The organism is Curtobacterium sp. SORGH_AS_0776 (assembly GCF_031453355.1).
Taxonomy (GTDB): Bacteria; Actinomycetota; Actinomycetes; order Actinomycetales; family Microbacteriaceae; genus Curtobacterium.
Genome location: NZ_JAVIYU010000001.1, coordinates 2,808,375 through 2,827,440, shown reverse-complemented (window position 1 = coordinate 2,827,440; position 19,066 = coordinate 2,808,375). Strand labels below are relative to the sequence as shown.

General features: G+C 69.7%; 17 protein-coding genes. 9 read left to right on the top strand and 8 right to left on the bottom strand.

From position 1 onward, the window contains the following. The first annotated feature begins 115 nt into the window (after nucleotides 1-115). Both secG and QE359_RS13925 read left to right on the top strand, forming a co-directional pair. On the top strand, nucleotides 116-367 hold the full coding sequence (secG, locus tag QE359_RS13930; RefSeq protein WP_056124375.1) for a preprotein translocase subunit SecG: 252 nt from the start codon (nucleotides 116-118) through the stop codon (nucleotides 365-367). 3 nt (nucleotides 368-370) lie between these two features. Further along, complete coding sequence (locus QE359_RS13925; RefSeq protein ID WP_309779632.1) at nucleotides 371-730, top strand: RNA polymerase-binding protein RbpA; 360 nt, start codon at nucleotides 371-373, stop codon at nucleotides 728-730. A gap of 279 nt (nucleotides 731-1,009) precedes the next feature. Here QE359_RS13925 and pgl read toward each other — a convergent pair whose 3' ends face one another. The 6 genes from pgl to tkt form a co-directional block, all read right to left on the bottom strand. Further along, complete coding sequence (gene pgl, locus QE359_RS13920) at nucleotides 1,010-1,780, bottom strand: 6-phosphogluconolactonase (RefSeq protein ID WP_071296304.1); 771 nt, start codon at nucleotides 1,778-1,780, stop codon at nucleotides 1,010-1,012. A gap of 121 nt (nucleotides 1,781-1,901) precedes the next feature. Further along, the gene (locus tag QE359_RS13915; RefSeq protein WP_070416205.1) at nucleotides 1,902-2,846 is read right to left on the bottom strand and encodes a glucose-6-phosphate dehydrogenase assembly protein OpcA; all 945 of its coding nucleotides are present in this window, start codon (nucleotides 2,844-2,846) and stop codon (nucleotides 1,902-1,904) included. After that, nucleotides 2,843-4,381 carry a glucose-6-phosphate dehydrogenase gene (gene zwf, locus QE359_RS13910; protein ID WP_071296305.1) on the bottom strand — a complete coding sequence of 513 codons (1,539 nt, stop codon included), beginning with the start codon at nucleotides 4,379-4,381 and terminating at the stop codon, nucleotides 2,843-2,845. The genes QE359_RS13915 and zwf overlap by 4 nt, the downstream gene beginning before the upstream one ends. 23 nt (nucleotides 4,382-4,404) lie before the next feature. Beyond that, nucleotides 4,405-6,003, bottom strand: a complete 1,599-nt coding sequence (locus QE359_RS13905; protein WP_309779631.1) for a glucose-6-phosphate isomerase — start codon at nucleotides 6,001-6,003, stop codon at nucleotides 4,405-4,407. Further along, complete coding sequence (gene tal, locus QE359_RS13900) at nucleotides 6,003-7,115, bottom strand: transaldolase (protein WP_070416202.1); 1,113 nt, start codon at nucleotides 7,113-7,115, stop codon at nucleotides 6,003-6,005. The genes QE359_RS13905 and tal overlap by 1 nt, the downstream gene beginning before the upstream one ends. Nucleotides 7,116-7,244: 129 nt before the next feature. Further along, complete coding sequence (gene tkt / locus QE359_RS13895; protein WP_309779630.1) at nucleotides 7,245-9,338, bottom strand: transketolase; 2,094 nt, start codon at nucleotides 9,336-9,338, stop codon at nucleotides 7,245-7,247. Nucleotides 9,339-9,762: 424 nt separating this feature from the next. On the opposite strand from tkt, the gene QE359_RS13890 reads away from it, so the two are divergent. Further along, complete coding sequence (locus QE359_RS13890) at nucleotides 9,763-10,689, top strand: heme o synthase (protein WP_070416200.1); 927 nt, start codon at nucleotides 9,763-9,765, stop codon at nucleotides 10,687-10,689. 324 nt (nucleotides 10,690-11,013) lie between these two features. On the opposite strand, the gene QE359_RS13885 is transcribed toward QE359_RS13890, so the two are convergent. Continuing rightward, nucleotides 11,014-11,988, bottom strand: a complete 975-nt coding sequence (locus QE359_RS13885; protein ID WP_309779629.1) for a COX15/CtaA family protein — start codon at nucleotides 11,986-11,988, stop codon at nucleotides 11,014-11,016. A 281-nt stretch (nucleotides 11,989-12,269) separates the two neighbouring features. Here QE359_RS13885 and sufB point away from each other — a divergent pair, with 281 nt between their 5' ends. The 5 genes from sufB (at nucleotide 12,270) to QE359_RS13860 (ending at nucleotide 16,456) form a co-directional block, all read left to right on the top strand. Further along, nucleotides 12,270-13,688 carry a Fe-S cluster assembly protein SufB gene (gene sufB, locus QE359_RS13880; protein ID WP_070419047.1) on the top strand — a complete coding sequence of 473 codons (1,419 nt, stop codon included), beginning with the start codon at nucleotides 12,270-12,272 and terminating at the stop codon, nucleotides 13,686-13,688. Next, entirely contained in the window at nucleotides 13,689-14,945 is a 1,257-nt protein-coding gene (gene sufD / locus QE359_RS13875; protein ID WP_309779628.1) for a Fe-S cluster assembly protein SufD, read from the top strand. Next, the gene (locus QE359_RS13870) at nucleotides 14,942-15,271 is read left to right on the top strand and encodes a non-heme iron oxygenase ferredoxin subunit (RefSeq protein WP_070419609.1); all 330 of its coding nucleotides are present in this window, start codon (nucleotides 14,942-14,944) and stop codon (nucleotides 15,269-15,271) included. The genes sufD and QE359_RS13870 overlap by 4 nt, the downstream gene beginning before the upstream one ends. A gap of 82 nt (nucleotides 15,272-15,353) precedes the next feature. Next, entirely contained in the window at nucleotides 15,354-16,127 is a 774-nt protein-coding gene (sufC, locus tag QE359_RS13865; protein ID WP_070419045.1) for a Fe-S cluster assembly ATPase SufC, read from the top strand. Continuing rightward, nucleotides 16,127-16,456, top strand: coding sequence for a metal-sulfur cluster assembly factor (locus QE359_RS13860; protein WP_022906025.1), 330 nt, complete (start codon nucleotides 16,127-16,129; stop codon nucleotides 16,454-16,456). The genes sufC and QE359_RS13860 overlap by 1 nt, the downstream gene beginning before the upstream one ends. A gap of 253 nt (nucleotides 16,457-16,709) precedes the next feature. Here QE359_RS13860 and QE359_RS13855 read toward each other — a convergent pair whose 3' ends face one another. Further along, nucleotides 16,710-17,309, bottom strand: a complete 600-nt coding sequence (locus tag QE359_RS13855) for a biotin transporter BioY (protein ID WP_070419044.1) — start codon at nucleotides 17,307-17,309, stop codon at nucleotides 16,710-16,712. Between the two features lie 115 nt (nucleotides 17,310-17,424). Between QE359_RS13855 and QE359_RS13850 the strand changes: the two genes are divergently transcribed. Beyond that, nucleotides 17,425-19,023, top strand: a complete 1,599-nt coding sequence (locus QE359_RS13850; RefSeq protein WP_031261586.1) for an ABC-F family ATP-binding cassette domain-containing protein — start codon at nucleotides 17,425-17,427, stop codon at nucleotides 19,021-19,023. Nucleotides 19,024-19,066 lie beyond the last annotated feature (43 nt).

The window sequence follows — 19,066 nt, the reverse complement described above, 5'->3', positions numbered from 1 at the left end:
CCGGACACAGGCCGGTCGCCATCGTGCGGCCGGCCTGTGCCACGCCCAGCCCGGGGACCTCGGCCGACCACCTGGCCGGTATACTCGGATGGCTGACTGACACGAAAGGTACGTCGTGGCGATTCTCTCCGTCGTGCTGCAGGTCCTGCTCGCGATAACGAGCCTCCTGCTCACGCTCCTCATCCTGCTGCACAAGGGCCGCGGTGGCGGCCTCTCCGACATGTTCGGCGGCGGCGTGACGAGCAACCTCGGGGCGTCCGGCGTCGCCGAGCGCAACCTCAACCGCATCACGGTGATCCTCGGTCTCCTCTGGATCGTGTCGATCATCGTGCTCGGTCTCATCAACAAGTTCACGGCGGGGAGCTGATCCATGGCATCCGGAGGCAGTGCAATCCGGGGTTCGCGCGTCGGCGCGGGCCCGATGGGGGAGCAGGACCGCGGGGTCCAGGCCGAGCGTGTGGCGATCTCGTACTGGGACGCCCTCGGCAACGAGGTCGTGCGGTACTTCGCCGCCGGCCTCCCCGATGACGAGATCCCCGAGACGGTGGACTCGCCGTCGACCGGGCTCCCGGCTGGTCGCGACAAGGACAACCCTCCCGTGGTCTCCAAGACCGAGCCGTACAAGACGCACCTCGCGTACGTGAAGGAGCGCCGCACCGAAGAAGAGGCGGCGCAGCTCCTCGAGGACGCGTTGCAGCAGCTCCGTCAGCGTCGCGGCACCGCGAAGTAGTCGCACGAGACGTCCGAAGGCCCCCGTACCGATCCGGTACGGGGGCCTTCGTGCGTGTGGTGGGTGCGCGGGGGGCCGGCGAGGTCGCGCGACATGCCGTGCGGGCGCCGCCGAGGTCGCACGAAGCGCTGCTTCCGCGCGCTGCGGGCGACACTTTGTGCGACCTCGGCGGGCGGGCCGGACCGGCGGGCGGGCGCGCGCGGGGCGGCCCCACCCACGGACGGACGGGAGGCGCGGTGCCAGCCGGCACCGCGCCTCCCGTCCGTCAGGGACCCGCGTCTAGTACGTCGACGCGATGAGGTTCTCGGGGACGTCGCGAGCGGCGTCCTGGTCCACGAAGAACACGGTGCGCTTGCGCCCCTGCACGCCACCGACGGGGACCTCGTCGACCGAGGCGCCCGCGAGCGCGAGCCCGAGGACCGAGGCCTTCTCAGCACCCGACAGGATGACCCACACGCGCTGCGACGCGTTGATCGCCGGGTAGGTGAGCGTCAAGCGCTGCGGCGGCGGCTTGGGGGAGTCGTCCACCGGCAGCACGATGCGGTCGGTCACCGTGAGCTGCGGGAACTCCGGGAAGAGCGACGCGGTGTGACCGTCGGGTCCGACCCCGAGGAGCGTGATGTCGAACCGGGGCGCGATGGCGTCGTCCGGCGCGGCGGCGTGCAGCTCCTGCTCGTAGCGGGTCGCAGCGTCCTCGATCGAGATGCCAGCGTCCGACGCCGCGATCGGGTGGATGTTCGACTCCGGGATGTCGACGTGGTCGAAGAAGTCCGTCTGCGTGCCGGTGATGTTGCGATCGGCATCGCCCGCGGGCACCCAGCGCTCGTCGACCCACCACACGTGCACCTTCGACCAGTCGACGCTCTCACGCGCCGGCGACTGGCCGATCGCGGCGAGGACGAGGGAGGACACGGAGCCACCGCTGATGGCGATGTCCGCGCGCTCCTGCTCGTCGAGCACGTCGATGATCTTCGTGATGAAGCGTGCGGCGACCGAAGCGCCGAGGGCCTGCTTGTCCGGGTGCACCAGCACCCGCCGTTCGTTGGTCACGTGACTCCCGTGTTCGTGGTGGTCGACCGGTCGTACGACCACCGTCGGTCCGACCGTCCGGGCCGGCCGCCGCTCGCGCTGGACGAACGACGGCCGGCCCGACCGGTCGTGTGGGGCTTGCTCAGCCGGCGATGGACTCGCGCAGCTGGGGGACCCCGTGCTTGACGACGTCTCCGAAGAGGACGTCCGGGTCGAGTCTACGGAGTTCCTCGGCCAGGCAGTCGCGCAGGTTGCGGCGCGGCAGCGACAGGTCGTGCGTCGGCTGCCCGGGCATCGAGAGCGTCGCGACGTCCACCAGGGACCGCTCGAGCTCGATGGTGCCGGACTCGCGCACGAGCTTCACGCCGTGGATGCCGCTCGACCCGGTCGCACGCGGCGACGTGACGACGGCCACCGGCACCTCGAGCTGCAGCTGCAGCCACGCGGCGAGCAGGATCGTCGACGGGCTGTCGTACGCACCCGAGACCTCGACGGCGGTGATCGGCTCGTACGGCGGCTGGTCGAGCGCCGCGGCGAGCTGGTTCCGCCACAGGGTGAGACGGGTCCACGCGAAGTCGGTGTCGCCCGGCACGTACGAGGCGCCGAGGGCCTCGATCGCACCGTTCGGGTCCTTCTGCGCGGCCGCGTCGGTGATCCGTCGCTGGGCGATGCGACCCAGGGCCGAGGCCGAGGGCTGCTCCGGGGCGGTCTGCGGCCACCAGGCCACGACGGGCGCGTCCGGCAGGAGGAGGCCGGTGACCAGGCTCTCCTCGTCGGTCGCGGTCTCGCCGTAGGCGCGGAGGACGATGACCTCGCTCGCACCCGCGTCGCTGCCGACGCGGATCTGCGCGTCGAGGCGACCGGGCGACTTCGTGTCGCCGTCGTTCTTCGACACGATGATGACGCGCATCGGGTGCTCGCGGGACGCCTCGTTCGCGGCCTCGATCGCCTCTTCCTCGTGCCCGAGGGCCGTCGAGATGATGAGGGTCAGGACACGACCGAGGGCGACGGCGCCGCCCTCTTCGCGGATGTGGACGAGCTTCTTCTGGATCTTCGAGACCGTGGTGTTCGGCAGGTCGATCTTCATGGACGCCTCCAGGTCCGGCCGTCGCGGGCGAGCAGGGCGTCGGCGGATGCCGGGCCCCACGTGCCGGGACGGTACTGCTCGGGCTGGCCCTGCGTGGCCCAGAACTCCTCGATCGGGTCGAGGATCTTCCACGACAGTTCCACCTCTTGGTGACGGGGGAACAGGGGCGGGTCACCGAGGAGCACGTCGAGGATGAGTCGCTCGTACGCCTCGGGCGAGGCCTCGGTGAACGCGTGGCCGTAGCCGAAGTCCATCGTCACGTCGCGCACCTGCGTGCCGACGCCGGGGACCTTCGAGCCGAAGCGGAGCGTGACGCCCTCGTCCGGCTGCACACGGATGACGAGCGCGTTCTGGCCGAGGGGCGACTGCGAGTTGCCGTAGACGTCCTCGGGGACACGCTTGAACACGATCGCGATCTCGGTCACGCGGCGACCGAGACGCTTGCCGGCGCGGAGGTAGAACGGGACGCCCTGCCAGCGACGGGTCGCGATGTCGAGCTTGATCGCCGCGTAGGTCTCGGTGCCGGACTCGGGGTCCATGCCCGCTTCCTCGAGGAAGCCGAGCACCTTCTCGCCGCCCTGCCAGCCGCCGGCGTACTGCCCGCGGGCCGTGGCGGTCGACAGGTCCTCGGGCAGGCGCACCGCGGAGAGGACCTTCTCCTTCTCGGCGCGGAGGTCCGCCGCCTTGAACGAGACCGGCTCCTCCATCGCGGTGAGCGCGAGGAGCTGCAGGAGGTGGTTCTGGATGACGTCGCGCGCCGCACCGATGCCGTCGTAGTACGCGGCACGTCCGGCGACGCCGATGTCCTCGGCCATCGTGATCTGCACGTGGTCGACGTAGTTCGAGTTCCAGATGGGTTCGTACATCTGGTTCGCGAACCGCAGCGTCAGGAGGTTCTGGACGGTCTCCTTGCCGAGGTAGTGGTCGATGCGGAACACGTCGTCCGGAGCGAAGACGCTCTCGACGATCGCGTTCAGCTCGCGCGCCGTGCGGAGGTCGGAGCCGAAGGGCTTCTCGACGACCACGCGGCTCCACGAGTCCTCGCGCTTCTCGGTCAGCCCGGACAGCTTGAGCTGCTCGGTGACCACGGGGAACATCTTCGGCGGGATGGACAGGTAGAACGCGTGGTTGCCGAGCGTCCCGCGCTCCGCGTCCAGCGTGTCGACGGTCCGCTTGAGCTCGCGGAACGCCTCGGGGTCGTCGAACGATCCCTGGACGAACCGGATGCCCTGTTCGAGCTGACGCCAGACGTCCTCGTCGAACGGGGTGCGCGAGTGCTCCTGGACCGCGTCGTGGACGAGCTGGGAGAAGTCTTGGTCCTCCCAGTCACGTCGAGCGAACCCGACGAGGGCGAACCCCGGGGGCAGGAGCCCTCGGTTCGCCAGGTCGTAGACCGCGGGCATCAGCTTCTTGCGGGACAGGTCGCCCGTCACGCCGAAGATGATGAGGGTGCTGGGTCCCGCGATCCGGTTCAGTCGACGATCCGTCGGCAGCCGGAGCGGGTTGTGCTCCGGGGTGATTGCCACCGGTGACATGAGTCGGTGAACTCCTTCGAGAGTCAGAGGGTGACGGCGGCCGTCAGTGCTGCGGTGGCAGCCGCGACGTCCGTCGTCGTGAGGGTCAGGACCGGGCGGCCGTGCTGCGCGAGGACACTCGCGTCGCCGGAGGCCTGGGCCTGGATGAGCTGGCCGAACGTGAACGGACGACCGGGGATGGCCAGGTCGTCGGGCTCGTCGGCCACGATCTGCAGGAACACCCCGTTCGCCGGGCCGCCCTTGTGGTACTGGCCGGTCGAGTGCAGGAAGCGCGGTCCGTAGCCGAACGTGACGGGTCGGCCGGTGCGCGCCGCGAAGGCGTCGCGCAGCGATTCGAGGTCCGGGTTCGCGGTGCGGTCCACGTACGCCTGCACGGCCAGGTAGCCGGTGGGGCCGACGTGGTCCAGGAGGCGCGACACGGCATCCGCGATCGTCGTCCCGACCGCCAGGCCCTCGGTCGCGTGGACGGCGGTGCCGTCCTCGGTGAAGGCCGGTTCGGTCGGTGCCGGGCGGTCGTCCAGGAGGGCGCGGGCCGCGGACTTGGCGGCCTCGACGTCGGGCTGGTCGAACGGGTCGATGCCGAGCAGGCGACCGGCGACGGCCACGGCGTACTCCCACACGAGGAGCTGGCCGCCGAGCGTGCCGGTGATCTCGACCTCGCCCTCGGCGACGTGGCGCTCGTCCTCGCGGGAGCCGACGAGTCGGATCACCTGCAGGTCGGGCAGTTCAGCGGTCACCTCGGGGGAGTCGACGTCGAGCACGACCGGCAGCAAGCCGCGGCCGTCCTTGCCGGTGGACTCCGCGATCAGCTGTTCCACCCAGTCGCCGAACCCGACGATGTGGGTGCCGTCCGCGACGATACCGATCGTGGAGCGGAGGGGCGCAGTGCCCCCGAGGACGGCGCCGAGCACGAGGCCGGGGTTCTCGTCGATGTCGACCGAGAGCAGCGCCGAGATGGCGTCGGCCTCGTCGAGGAGCTCCGCGATGTCGGCACCGGCGAGGCCGGACGGCACCAGGCCGAACGCGGTCAGTGCGGAGTAGCGGCCGCCGACGTTCGGGTCGGCGGTGAAGACGCGGTACCCGGCGTCCGTCGCGACGGCCTCTAGCGGGGAGCCCGGGTCGGTGACGACGACGATGCGCTTCGCCGGGTCGATGCCGGCGTCGCGGAAGGCCTGCTCGTAGACACGGCGCTGCGAGTCGGTCTCGAGCGTCGAACCCGACTTCGAGGACACGACCAGCACGGTGCGGTCCAGCTGGTGCTCCACGGCGGCGCGGACCTGCGCCGGGTCGGTGGAGTCGAGGACCGTGAGCGGCACGCCTGCGGTCCGGGTGATGACCTCGGGCGCGAGCGACGAGCCGCCCATGCCGGCGAGGACGACGTGGTCGACCCCTTCGGCGAGGAGCGACTCGCGCAGCGCGACGATCTCGGCGACGAGCGGGCGGGAGACCGAGACGGCCTCCACCCAGCCGAGACGCTTCGACGCCTCGGCCTCGGCGTCGGGACCCCAGAGCTCGGGGTCCTGGGCAGTGATGCCCGACGCCACCAGATCGGTGACGAGGCGCGGGACCACCAGTTCGATGGCCCGCGCCGCGTCACCGCTGGCGGCGATGGACACCGTCACTACTTGGCGCCCTCGAGTGCGTTCTTGACGGTGTCGACGAGCTCGCCCCACGAGACGTTGAACTTGTCGACGCCCTCCTTCTCGAGCAGCGCCACGACGTCGTCGTAGTCGATGCCCTGGGCAGCGAGCTGGTCGAGGACCTGCTGCGCGGCGTCGAACGAGCCGGCGATGGCGTCGCCGTGGATCTCGCCGTGGTCGAACGTGGCGTCGAGGGTCTTGCCCGGCATGGTGTTGACGGTGCTCGGCGCGGCCAGCTCGGTCACGTAGAGCGTGTCGGGGAGCGACGGGTCCTTGACACCGGTCGAGGCCCAGAGCGGACGCTGCGTGTTCGCACCGGCCTCGAGCAGGCCGAGGGCGCGCTCGGAGGCGAACGCCTCGGTCCAGACCTGGTAGGCGAGCTGCGCGTTGGCGATGCCGGCCTTCGACTTGAGGGCCTTCGCCTCGTCCGTGCCGACGGCGTCGAGACGCTTGTCGATCTCCGAGTCGACGCGCGACACGAAGAAGGACGCGACCGAGTGGATCTTCGAGAGGTCGTGGCCGGCGGCCTTGGCCTTCTCGAGGCCACCGAGGTAGGCGTCGATGACGGCGCGGTAGCGCTCGAGCGAGAAGATCAGGGTGACGTTGACCGAGATGCCGGCGGCGATGACCTCGGTGATGGCCTCGAGACCCTCGACCGTTGCCGGGATCTTGATGAGGACGTTCTCCTTGCCGACCTTGTCGAACAGGAACTTGGCCTGCTCGATGGTCTTCTGGGTCTCGTGCGCGAGGCCCGGCTCGACCTCGATCGACACGCGGCCGTCGAAGCCCTTGGTCGAGTCGTAGATCGGCTTGAAGACGTCGGACGCGTTGGCGACGTCCTGCGTGGTGATCTCGAAGATCGCGTCGGTGACCTCGGTGCCGGCGGCGGCCAGCTCCTTGACCTGTGCGTCGTAGCGCTCGCCCTTGGCGAGGGCCGAGGCGAAGATCGTCGGGTTCGTCGTGACGCCGACGACGTTCTTCTCGGCGATGAGGGACTCGAGCTTGCCGGTCTCGAGGAGCTCGCGGGACAGGTCGTCGAGCCAGATGCTCACGCCGACCGCGGAGAGCGCGGCGGTGGGGGTGTTCTCAGCCATGTGTTTCTCTTCTTTCCTTCATCGGCCTGGTGGCCGGGGTCTGGGGGACCGGGAGGCGCGTGGCGGGGCCGAGCCGCGCCTCCCGGAAGAAGGGCCGGATCCGGCGAACCGGACCCGGCCCTCGGGGGGTCAGGAAGCCGCGAGGGATTCCTTCGCGGCGGCCACGACGTGCTCCGTCGTGAAGCCGAACTCCTTGAACAGCGTCTGGTAGTCGGCCGAGGCACCGAAGTGCTCGATCGAGACGCTGCGGCCCTTGTCGCCGATGATGTCGCGCCAGCTCATGGCGATCCCGGCCTCGACCGAGACGCGCGCGGTGACGTTCTTCGGCAGCACCTGGTCCTGGTAGTTCTCGGACTGGGCGCGGAACCACTCGAGCGACGGGGCGCTCACGACGCGGGCGTTGATGCCCTCGCCCTTGAGCTGCTCGCGGGCCTCGACGGCGATCTGGACCTCGGAACCGGTCGCGATGAGGATCACGTCGGGGGTGCCGTTCGGCGCCTCGGCCAGGACGTACGCGCCCTTGGCGACGTTCTTCGCCGAGGCGAAGACCTCACCGGAGGCGTCGCCCTCGCCACGCTCGAAGACGGGGAGGTTCTGACGGCTCAGCGCGATGCCGGCCGGGCGGTCCTTGTGCTTGAGCATCTCGAGCCAGGCGTAGGCGACCTCGTTGGCGTCGGCAGGTCGGACGACGTCCAGACCCGGGATCGCGCGGAGGGCGCTGAGCTGCTCGATCGGCTGGTGCGTCGGGCCGTCCTCACCGAGGGCGACGGAGTCGTGCGTCCAGACGTAGATCGCCGGCGCCTGCATGAGCGCGGCGAGACGGACCGCCGGACGCATGTAGTCGCTGAAGATGAGGAACGTGCCGCCGAAGGGGCGGGTGTTCCCGTGCAGGACGATGCCCGACAGGATCGAGCCCATCGCGTGCTCGCGGATGCCGAAGTGCAGCACGCGGCCGTACGGGTCGGTGCTCCACGCCTTGGTCGAGGCCTCGACCGGACCGAAGGACTTGGCGCCCTCGATCGTGGTCAGGTTCGACTCGGCGAGGTCGGCCGAGCCGCCCCAGAACTCGGGCATGAGCGGCGCGATGGCGTTGATGACCTTGCCGGAGGCGGCACGGGTCGAGACGGCCTTCTCGGTCGGGAAGACCGGGAGGGCTTCTTCGAGGCCCTCGGGGAGCTCGCCGGCGTTGATGCGGTCGAGGAGCGTCTTCTTCTCGGGGTTGGCCGCGGCCCACGCGTCGAAGGTCTTCTGCCACTCGGCGTGCTGCGCCTGCCCCTTGGCGACGGCACCGCGGGTGTACTCGAGCACCTCGGGGTCGACGTGGAAGGTCTGCTCGGGGTCGAAGCCGAGGACCTCCTTGAGGCCCTTGAGCTCCTCGCCACCGAGGGCGGAGCCGTGGATCTTGCCGGAGTTCTGCTTGGTCGGCGACGGCCAGCCGATGATCGTCTTGAGGACGATGAGCGACGGCTTGTCGGTGACGGCCTTGGCGGCCTCGACCGCGGCGAAGAGGGACTCGACGTCTTCCGAGTACTCGCCCGTCTTCTTCCAGTCGACCGTCTGGACGTGCCAGCCGAGCGCCTCGTAGCGGTCCGGGACGCTCTCCGAGAAGGAGATGTCGGTGTCGTCCTCGATCGAGATCTGGTTCGAGTCGTAGAAGACGACCAGACGACCGAGCTGCTGGCGGCCGGCGAGGCTCGCGGCCTCGTTCGTGACGCCTTCCTGCATGTCGCCGTCGCCGGCGATCACGTAGGTGAAGTGGTCGAACGGCGACTCGCCGTCGGCGGTCTCCGGGTCGAAGAGGCCGCGCTCGAAGCGCTGCGCGTAGCCGAAGCCCACGGCCGAGGCGAGGCCCTGGCCGAGCGGGCCGGTGGTGATCTCGACGCCGTCGGTGTGGCCGTACTCCGGGTGACCCGGGGTCTTCGAGCCCCACTTGCGGAGGTGCTGGAGGTCCTCGAGCTCGAGGCCGTAGCCGTGCAGGTAGAACTGCACGTACTGGAGGATCGAGGCGTGACCGGCGGAGAGGATGAAGCGGTCGCGGCCGATCCAGGTGGAGTCGCTGGGGTCGCGACGCATCACCTTCTGGAAGAGCAGGTGGGCGACCGGCGCGAGGCTCATCGCGGTGCCGGGGTGACCGTTGCCGGCGGCCTCGACCGAGTCGGCGGCGAGTACGCGGGCCGTGTCGACGGCCTTCCTGTCGATGGCGTCCCAGGTGAATTCAGCCACTTGGATGTTGACCCTTCTTGATGCGACATGTGCGAGGGCTCGTGCCATCGCACGGACATGATCGCCGTCCCGGGGCCTTCGTCGGGTCGCCGTCTCGCGGCGGCCGACCGGCTCTTCGCGGCCGACGTCATCGGGGCACGCACTGCGGGAGGGCGACTCCAGCATAGTGACCATGCACTCAGAAGGGGTTCAGGTGACGCCGGTTGTTCACTCGTCGTCGCGGGGACCCGCCGTCGGCCGGGCGTGTCGGTGGGTGACTTCGGTCCGGATGGCGGGGCGGGGCATCATCGCGGCGCCTCCATCACGTAAACTGTCGGGGACCCGTGCGCATTCCGGGTCGACGCACGCCCCGACGACGACGGAGCCGTCCACCGAGCGTGTGAGCTGACGCGAACAGACTGAGGTTCCCTTGCCGACTGCCACCGTGACCCGGCCCGACACCGATCGACCCCGCTCGACGCTGTCGCGCAAGGTGCGTGCCTACGTCTCACTGACGAAGCCGCGGGTCATGGAGCTGCTGCTCGTCACGACGGCGCCGACGATGTTCCTCGCCGAGCGCGGCGTGCCGGACCTGTGGCTCGTCTTCTGGACGATGCTCGGTGGCGCGATGTCGGCCGGGTCCGCCTCGGCCTTCAACTGCTACATCGATCGTGACATCGACCGCCTCATGAAGCGCACGAGCACCCGGCCGCTCGTGACCGGTGAGCTCTCCGACCGTGAGGCACTCGTCTTCTCGTGGGTGCTCGGCGTCGCGTCGACCGCGGTCCTCGGGTTCCTGGTGAACTGGCTCGCGGCCGCCCTGAGCGTCATCGCGATCCTCATCTACGTCTTCGTCTACACGCTGTGGCTCAAGCGCCGCACCCCGCAGAACATCGTCTGGGGCGGTTCGGCCGGCTGCATGCCCGTGCTGATCGGCTGGGCGGGCGTCACCGGGTCGCTCACCTGGGCGCCGGTCATCCTCTTCATGGTGATCTTCCTCTGGACGCCGCCGCACTACTGGCCGCTGTCGATGAAGTACCGCGACGACTACGACGCCGCCGACGTGCCGATGCTCGCGGTCGTCCGCGGTCGCACGGTGGTCGGTCTCCAGGTCGTCCTCTACGCGTGGGCGACGCTCGTCTGCTCGCTGCTGCTCATCCCGGTCGCGCACATGGGGCCGCTCTACACGGTGGTCGCGCTGGCCGGTGGCATCTGGTTCGTCGTCGAGTCGCACCGGCTGTACTCGCGGGCGATCCAGCACGTGGAGCACGTGCAGCCGATGCGCGTCTTCCACAGCTCGATCACGTACCTGACGCTGCTGTTCATCGCCGTGGGCATCGACCCGCTGCTGCCGCAGGTCTTCACCTTCTAGCGCTGGCCGGGTGGCCGCGCGACTGTCTCGGCTGCGGACCCCGTGCGACATCGTCGCTGTCGTTCGACAGCGACGATGTCGTTCGTTGCGGGCGCGGGTTGTTGGCCGCGCTGGCGTGCGACGAGGCCGTCGTCGTACGACGTCGGTGGGGTCGTTCCGGGTCCGCAGGAGGCGCCGGGCGCGACCACCCACCGGCCTGGAGGCGCGTGACGGGCCCGAACCGCGCCTCCAGTCCGTCAGCTGGTCGCGTTCCGCACGACGAACGACACCCCACGAGTCGATCGACTCGTGGGGTGTCGGCGACCGCGAGCGGTGCGCCGCGCGTCAGCCCGCGATCGGCTCGCGGACGGCCTGGCGACCGGCGGTGCCGCGCGTGGAGAGCGTCACGACCGTGGTGGCGCCGACGAGCAGGCCCGCGAGGACCATGTGCGTCCCCACCAGACCGACCGGCAGCCCCGTACGCGCCTGGGTGAGCCCGACGGCGATCTGGACGAACTCGACCACCAGGAGCAGCAGCGCCCACTTGCTCGACAGGCGCAGGCGGACCGCGCCGACCACGAGGACGAGGGTCAGGGCGAACAGCACGTAGGCGGGGATCGCGTGCAGGTGCTCCATCACGGCGGGGTCGAAGCCCGTGCGGTGCAGTCGTCCGCCGTCGACCGCCTCGTCGGCGCCGGCGTGCGGGCCGCTGCCCGTGGTGAGGATGCCGACGAGCACGGTGACGACGACCGCGGCGACGGTGCCGCGCACGACGCCCGTGTACCAGCCGGGGACGAGCCGCTCGGCGGTGCGCGGACCGCGCATGGCGCGGTAGACGAGTGCGGCGGTGACCGCCGTGAGCGCGGCGGAGACGACGAAGTGCAGCCCGACGACGAACGGGTTGAGGTTGGTCCAGACGCTCATGCCGCCGATCACGGCCTGCACCGGGATCGCTGCGCCCTGGGCGAACGCGAGCCAGAACAGTTCGGGGCGCGTGCGGCGCATCCGGACGACGAGCAGGAACATGGCGATCGCGACGACGACGAGCACGAAGGTGAGCAGTCGGTTGCCGAACTCGATGACGCCGTGGATGCCCATCTCGGGCGTCGAGACGAGGGAGTCCGCCGTGCACTTCGGCCAGGTCGGGCACCCGAGACCCGATGCGGTGAGGCGGACGAGGCCGCCCGTGCCGATCAGGATCACCTCGACGACGAAGGACGCCCAGGCGAGGACGACGACACGCTGGTCGACGACACGGGGGAGCGACCACCACCGCGCAGGGCGGACGTCCTGGTCGACGGGGGATGCGACGCGAGTCACGAGCGTGGTGCCTTCCTGTTGTTCCGTGCAGCGAACCTGTAGGATTCGAGGGTTCAGCAGCAGTCAAGTCTAGGCAGGCGCCGGCTCCGAATGGTCCGAGATCGCCGTTCACACCCAGGACGTCGACACTCAGGGCTGTGTGGAACCATCGACGTTGCGAGGGAGCAACACCGTGTCCACCGTGCACGCGACGAGCGTGTCGGGGGTCTGCGGTGGAATGGCGTCCAGACGCCACGGGTTGACACCCGAAGACGCTGCCGCGAGAAGGAAACGAGGAGACCATGTCCGACGTGCTCATCGACCGTCCCGAGCTCGAAGGGCTCGGCCAATACGAGTTCGGCTGGTCCGACTCCGACTCGGCCGGCGCCTCTGCTCGCCGCGGCATCTCGGAAGAGGTCGTGACCGACATCTCGAACCTCAAGTCCGAGCCCGAGTGGATGCTCAAGAACCGGCTCAAGGGCCTGCAGCTCTTCGGCCGCAAGCCGATGCCGACGTGGGGTGCCGACCTGACGGGCATCGACTTCGACAACATCAAGTACTTCGTGCGCTCCACCGAGAAGCAGGCGCAGTCGTGGGAAGACCTCCCCGAGGACATCCGCGCGACCTACGAGAAGCTCGGCATCCCCGAGGCCGAGCGCCAGCGCCTCGTCGCCGGTGTCGCCGCGCAGTACGAGTCCGAGGTCGTGTACCACCAGATCCGCGAGGACCTGGAGCAGCAGGGTGTCATCTTCATGGACACCGACACGGCGCTCCGCGAGCACCCCGAGATCTTCGAGGAGTACTTCGGCACCGTGATCCCGGCCGGCGACAACAAGTTCGCCGCGCTGAACACGGCCGTGTGGTCCGGCGGCTCGTTCGTCTACGTCCCGAAGGGCGTCCACGTCGAGATCCCGCTGCAGGCCTACTTCCGGATCAACACCGAGAACATGGGCCAGTTCGAGCGGACGCTGATCATCGCGGACGAGGACTCCTACGTCCACTACATCGAGGGCTGCACCGCCCCGATCTACAAGTCGGACTCGCTGCACTCGGCCGTCGTCGAGATCATCGTGAAGAAGAACGCCCGCGTTCGGTACACGACGATCCAGAACTGGTCGAACAACGTCTACAACCTCGTGACCAAGCGTGCGATCGCGCACGAGGGCGCCACGATGGAGTGGATCGACGGCAACATCGGTTCCAAGGTGACGATGAAGTACCCCTCGATCTACCTCGCGGGTGAGCACGCCAAGGGCGAGACGCTCTCCGTCGCCTTCGCCGGCCCCGGCCAGCACCAGGACGCCGGCGCGAAGATGATCCACATGGCGCCGTACACGACGTCGTCGATCGTGTCGAAGTCGATCGCCCGTGGTGGCGGTCGCGCGGGGTACCGCGGTGAGGTCCGGGTCGACCCGGCAGCCCACCACGCGGCGAACACCGTGCGGTGCGACGCGCTGCTGGTGGACACCATCAGCCGGTCGGACACCTACCCGGCGATCGACATCCGCGTCGACGACGTCCAGCTCGGGCACGAGGCCACGGTCTCCCGCGTGAGCGAGGAGCAGCTGTTCTACCTCATGTCGCGCGGCATGCCCGAGGACGAGGCGATGGCGATGATCGTCCGCGGCTTCATCGAGCCGATCGCCCGCGAGCTCCCGATGGAGTACGCACTCGAACTCAACAAGCTCATCGAGATGAGCATGGAAGGATCCGTCGGCTAGATGTCCAGCACCACCCCTCCCCACATCGACCAGCCGATCGAGCCCGCGGCGACCACGCAGCACGGCGCCGGAGCACACTCCGACGGCGGCTGGGACGCGCCCGACAAGACGATCCCGGTGCAGACCCGCTCCGAGCGGTTCCAGTCCGGTGACGTCGACGCGTTCCCGACCGTCACCGGGCGAGAGGTGAACTGGAAGTTCGCGCCCCTCGCGAAGCTCCAGCCCCTGCTCGACGGTGGTCTCGACGGTTCCGCCTACCCGTTCCTCGCCCGCCAGTCCGACGGCGCCGACGTCGAGTGGGGTCGCAGCGACGACCCCCGCGTCGGCACCGCCGGCCTGCCCGAGGACCGCGCCGCCGCGGCCGCCTGGACCGCTCGCGACGCGGTCCTGGCCATCACGGTCAAGTCCACCGAGGCGCACGAGTTCATCACGATCACGCGCTCCGACTTCGGCACGCAGCCCCGCGCCGCGCACACGGTCATCACGGCCGAGGCGCACGCGCAGGGCATCGTCGTGCTCGACAACCGCGGCTCGGCGCTCCTCAGCGAGAACGTCGAGATCGTCGTCCGCGACGGCGCCCGCCTGACCGTCGTCAGCCTGCAGGACTGGGACGACGACGCGGTGCACGTGTCGACCCACTTCGCCGAGGTCGGCCGCGACGCCTTCCTCAAGCACGTCGTGGTCTCGCTCGGCGGCGACGTCATCCGGGTCAACCCCTCGACGCACCTCGGTGCGCAGGGTGCCGACACGGAGATGTACGGCGTGTACTTCGCCGACGCCGGTCAGTACATCGAGCAGCAGGTCTACGTGAACCACGACGCGCCCAACACGCGCGGTCGGGTCAACTACAAGGGCGCGCTGCAGGGCCAGGGTGCGCACACGGTCTGGATCGGCGACGTGCTCATCGGGCGCGCCGGCGACGGCACGGACTCGTACGAGCAGAACCGCAACCTCGTCCTCACCGACGGCACGCGCGCGGACAGCATCCCGAACCTCGAGATCGAGACGGGCAACATCGAGGGCGCCGGACACGCGAGTGCGACCGGCCGCTTCGACGACGAGCAGCTGTTCTACCTGCAGTCCCGCGGCATCCCCGAGGAAGAGGCACGTCGTCTCGTCGTGCTCGGCTTCCTCGTCGAGGTCATCCAGAAGATCGGTGCGCCCGAGCTCGAGGGACGCCTCATCGCCGCGGTCGAGCAGGAGCTCGCCGAGGGGCGCTCGGTCATCGCCGAGGCCGCACCGGAGGCCTCCGCCTGATGTCGACGAAGGTCTGTGCCGAGGCGGACATCCAGGTGGACAGCCCGATGCGCGCCGTGGTCGACGGCACCGCGGTCGCCATCGTCAAGGACTCCGCCGGCACCGTGCACGCGATCGGCGACACATGCACCCACGGGGACATCTCCCTGGCGGAGGGGTTCGTCGAGGGCGACACGCTCGAGTGCTGGGCCCACGGGTCCCGCTTCTCGCTGGCCACCGGCAAGCCGCAGAACTTCCCGGCGTACGAACCCGTCCCGGTCTTCCGTGTCGAGGTCCGCGACGGCGAGGTCTACGTCGACGTGCACGACCCCGTCCCGGTCGACTGAGACCGCTCCGACCCGGCCGTCACCGGCCTCCACTCACTTCCCGCGGCTGACGCCGCACACCAGCTGCAACCGAAGGAACGCAATGTCCACTCTCGAAATCCGCGACCTGCAGGTCTCGATCGACACCGACCAGGGTGTCAAGGAGATCCTCAAGGGCGTCGACCTCACCATCAACGAGGGCGAGATCCACGCGATCATGGGGCCGAACGGCTCGGGCAAGTCCACCCTCGCCTACACGATCGCCGGCCACCCCCGGTACAACGTCGTCGGTGGCTCGATCACGCTCGACGGCGAGGACGTCCTCGCGATGAGCGTCGACGAGCGTGCCCGTGCCGGCATGTTCCTCGCCATGCAGTACCCGGTGGAGATCCCCGGCGTGACGGTGTCGAACTTCCTCCGCACGGCCAAGACCGCGATCGACGGCGAGGCCCCGGCGCTCCGCAGCTGGGTCAAGGACCTCCGCCAGTCGATGGCCGACCTCAAGATGGACTCGGCCTTCGCCGAGCGCAACGTCAACGAGGGCTTCTCCGGCGGCGAGAAGAAGCGCCACGAGATCATGCAGCTGGAGCTCCTCAAGCCGAAGTTCGCCGTGCTCGACGAGACCGACTCCGGCCTCGACGTCGACGCGCTGAAGATCGTGTCCGAGGGCGTCAACCGTGCCAAGGCCGCGACCGGTCTCGGCGTGCTGCTCATCACCCACTACACGCGCATCCTCCGCTACATCAAGCCGGACTTCGTGCACGTGTTCGTCGCGGGCAAGGTCGCCGAGCAGGGTGGCCCCGAGCTCGCCGAGCGCCTCGAGAACGAGGGCTACGACCGCTACGTGCAGGCCGCAGCCGCCGCGGCGGGGAACTGATGATCACCGCACTCGCACCGGAGAAGTTCGACGAGGTCGTCGAGGGCCTCAAGGAGGTCCAGGACCCGGAACTCGGCGTGAACATCGTCGACCTCGGGCTCATCTACGACCTCGCCTGGGACGACGAGGCGACCGCGCTCGTGATCAGCATGACCCTGACGAGCGCGGGCTGCCCCCTGACCGACGTCATCGAGGGCGACACGGCGAACGCGCTGGACGGCATCGTCGACGCGTTCCGGATCAACTGGGTCTGGATGCCGCCGTGGGGCCCGGAGCGGATCACCGACGACGGGCGCGAGATGATGCGCGCGCTCGGGTTCTCGATCTAGTCGCGACCCCCTGACGGACGGGAGGCGCGGTGCCGGCTGGCACCGCGCCTCCCGTCCGTCTGTGCCGGCGACCCGCGCGGGGCGCGACGCCGAGGTCGCGCAACCTGTCGCCCGCGACGCGCGCCAGCGGCGTGTCGTGCGACCTCGGCGCACCGCGCACGGCGTGTCGTGCGACCTCGGCGACGCCCCGCGCGCGCCCGCGCACGCAGAAGGGCCCCGCACCGGACGGTGCGGGGCCCTTCTACGACGGGACTCAGCGGCGGCCGAGGACCTTCCACGCCAGCGGCACGATGCCCGCGGCGATGAGGGCCTTCGCGATGCCACCCACGATGAACGGGTAGAGGCCGGCCGCGAGGACCGACTGCAGATCGTTCGGCGCGCCGAGCTGTCCGAGCACGACGGCCAGGTAGGGGAGACCGGTGACGAACGGGATCGCGCTGGCGACGAGCATCGCCACCGCGGCGCGGCCCACGTGGCGGTCCCAGTCGCGACGGGCGAGCCAGCCGATGACGCCGGCGGCGGGGATGAAGCCGATGACGTAGCCGAAGCTCGGCACGGCGAGGGCGCCGAGGCCACCCGTGAAGTCGGCGAAGAACGGCGCACCGGCGAGTCCCGCGACCGCGTAGACGAGGAGCGACAGCATGCCGCGGCGGGCACCGAGGGTGGCACCGACGAGCACGACCGCCAGGGTCTGGCCCGTGATCGGCACCGGCCACATCGGCACCTCGACCTGCGCCATGGCGGCGGTGAAGAGTGCTCCGCCGGCGACCAGGGCGGCGTTCGTGGCCAGGCCGTGGGTGCGCAGACGGTCGGCGAGGACTGCGCGGCGAGCGAACCCGGTGGCGTTCGTCATGGATTCTCCTAGAATGGACTGCTGGTCCCGTTCGGGACCATCGGTCCCGTCAGCGTAGCGGTGCACCTCCCGCACACACCGTTGTGCACATCCACCAACTGATTGGACGTCTGCTGTGCTTGCCGTGCACGACCTCGAGATCCGCGTCGGGGCTCGCCTCCTGATGGAGAACGTGTCCTTCCGCGTCGAGAAGGGCGACAAGATCGGCCTCGTCGGCCGGAACGGCGCGGGGAAGACCACGATGACCAAGGCCCTGGCGGGTGAGACCCAGCCGACCGGGGGCAAGATCGACCGCTCCGGCGAGATCGGGTACCTGCCGCAGGACCCCCGCTCCGGCAACCCGGAGGACACCGCCCGCAAGCGCATCCTCGACGCCCGTGGGCTCGGCGAGCTCGTCGAGGGCATCCGCCAGGCCACGCTGGACATGGCCAGCACGGACACCGCCGTCGCCGAGAAGGCCATGCGTCGGTACAGCCGGCTCGACGACCAGTTCAACGCGCTCGGCGGCTACGCGGCCGAGGCCGAGGCGGCGTCGATCGCGTCGAACCTCAAGCTGCCGGACCGCATCCTCGACCAGCAGCTCAAGACGCTGTCGGGTGGTCAGCGCCGTCGCATCGAGCTCGCCCGGATCCTGTTCTCGGACGCCGAGACGATGATCCTCGACGAGCCGACGAACCACCTCGACGCCGACTCGATCATCTGGCTGCGCGAGCACCTCAAGACGTACCCGGGCGGTGTGATCGTCATCTCGCACGACGTCGAGCTCGTGGACGAGGTCGTCAACCGGGTCTTCTACCTCGACGCCAACCGCCAGTCGATCGACGTCTACAACATGGGGTGGAAGCTCTACCAGCGGCAGCGTGCCGCCGACGAGGAGCGCCGCCGCAAGGAGCGCGCGAACGCCGAGAAGAAGGCCGCCACGCTCAAGGACCAGGCCGCCCGCTTCGGTGCGAAGGCCACGAAGGCCGCAGCGGCGCACCAGATGGTCGCGCGTGCCGAGAAGCTCCTCGCCGGGCTCGAGGACGAGCGCGCAGTCGACCGCGTCGCGAAGCTCCGCTTCCCGACCCCGACGCCCTGCGGCCGCACCCCGCTGATGGCCGAGGGGCTGTCGAAGTCCTACGGGTCGCTCGAGATCTTCGCCGGCGTGGACCTCGCCATCGACCGGGGCTCGCGCGTCGTGATCCTCGGGTTCAACGGTGCCGGCAAGACGACGTTGCTGCGCATCCTCGCGGGCGCCGACCAGCCGGACACGGGGGAGATCCTGCCCGGGCACGGCCTGCGGATCGGGTACTACGCGCAGGAGCACGAGAACATCGACGTGAACCGCACCGTGATCGAGAACATGGTGTCCGCGTCGAACGACCTCAACGAGACCGAGGCGCGACGGGTCCTCGGCTCGTTCCTGTTCACCGGCGACGACGGCTACAAGAAGGCCGGTGTCCTCTCCGGCGGTGAGAAGACGCGGCTCTCGCTCGCGATGATCGTTGTGTCGGGCGCGAACGTGCTGCTGCTCGACGAGCCGACGAACAACCTCGACCCGGCCTCGCGCGAGGAGATCCTCGGCGCGCTGGCCGGCTACGAGGGTGCCGTGGTGCTGGTGTCGCACGACGCCGGTGCGGTCGAGGCGCTCAACCCCGAGCGGGTGCTGCTCCTGCCGGACGGCACCGAGGACCACTGGAACAAGGACTACGCGGAGCTCATCGAGCTCGCGTGACCCGCACCGCCGACGGGCGCGACCCGCCGACGGACAGGAGGCG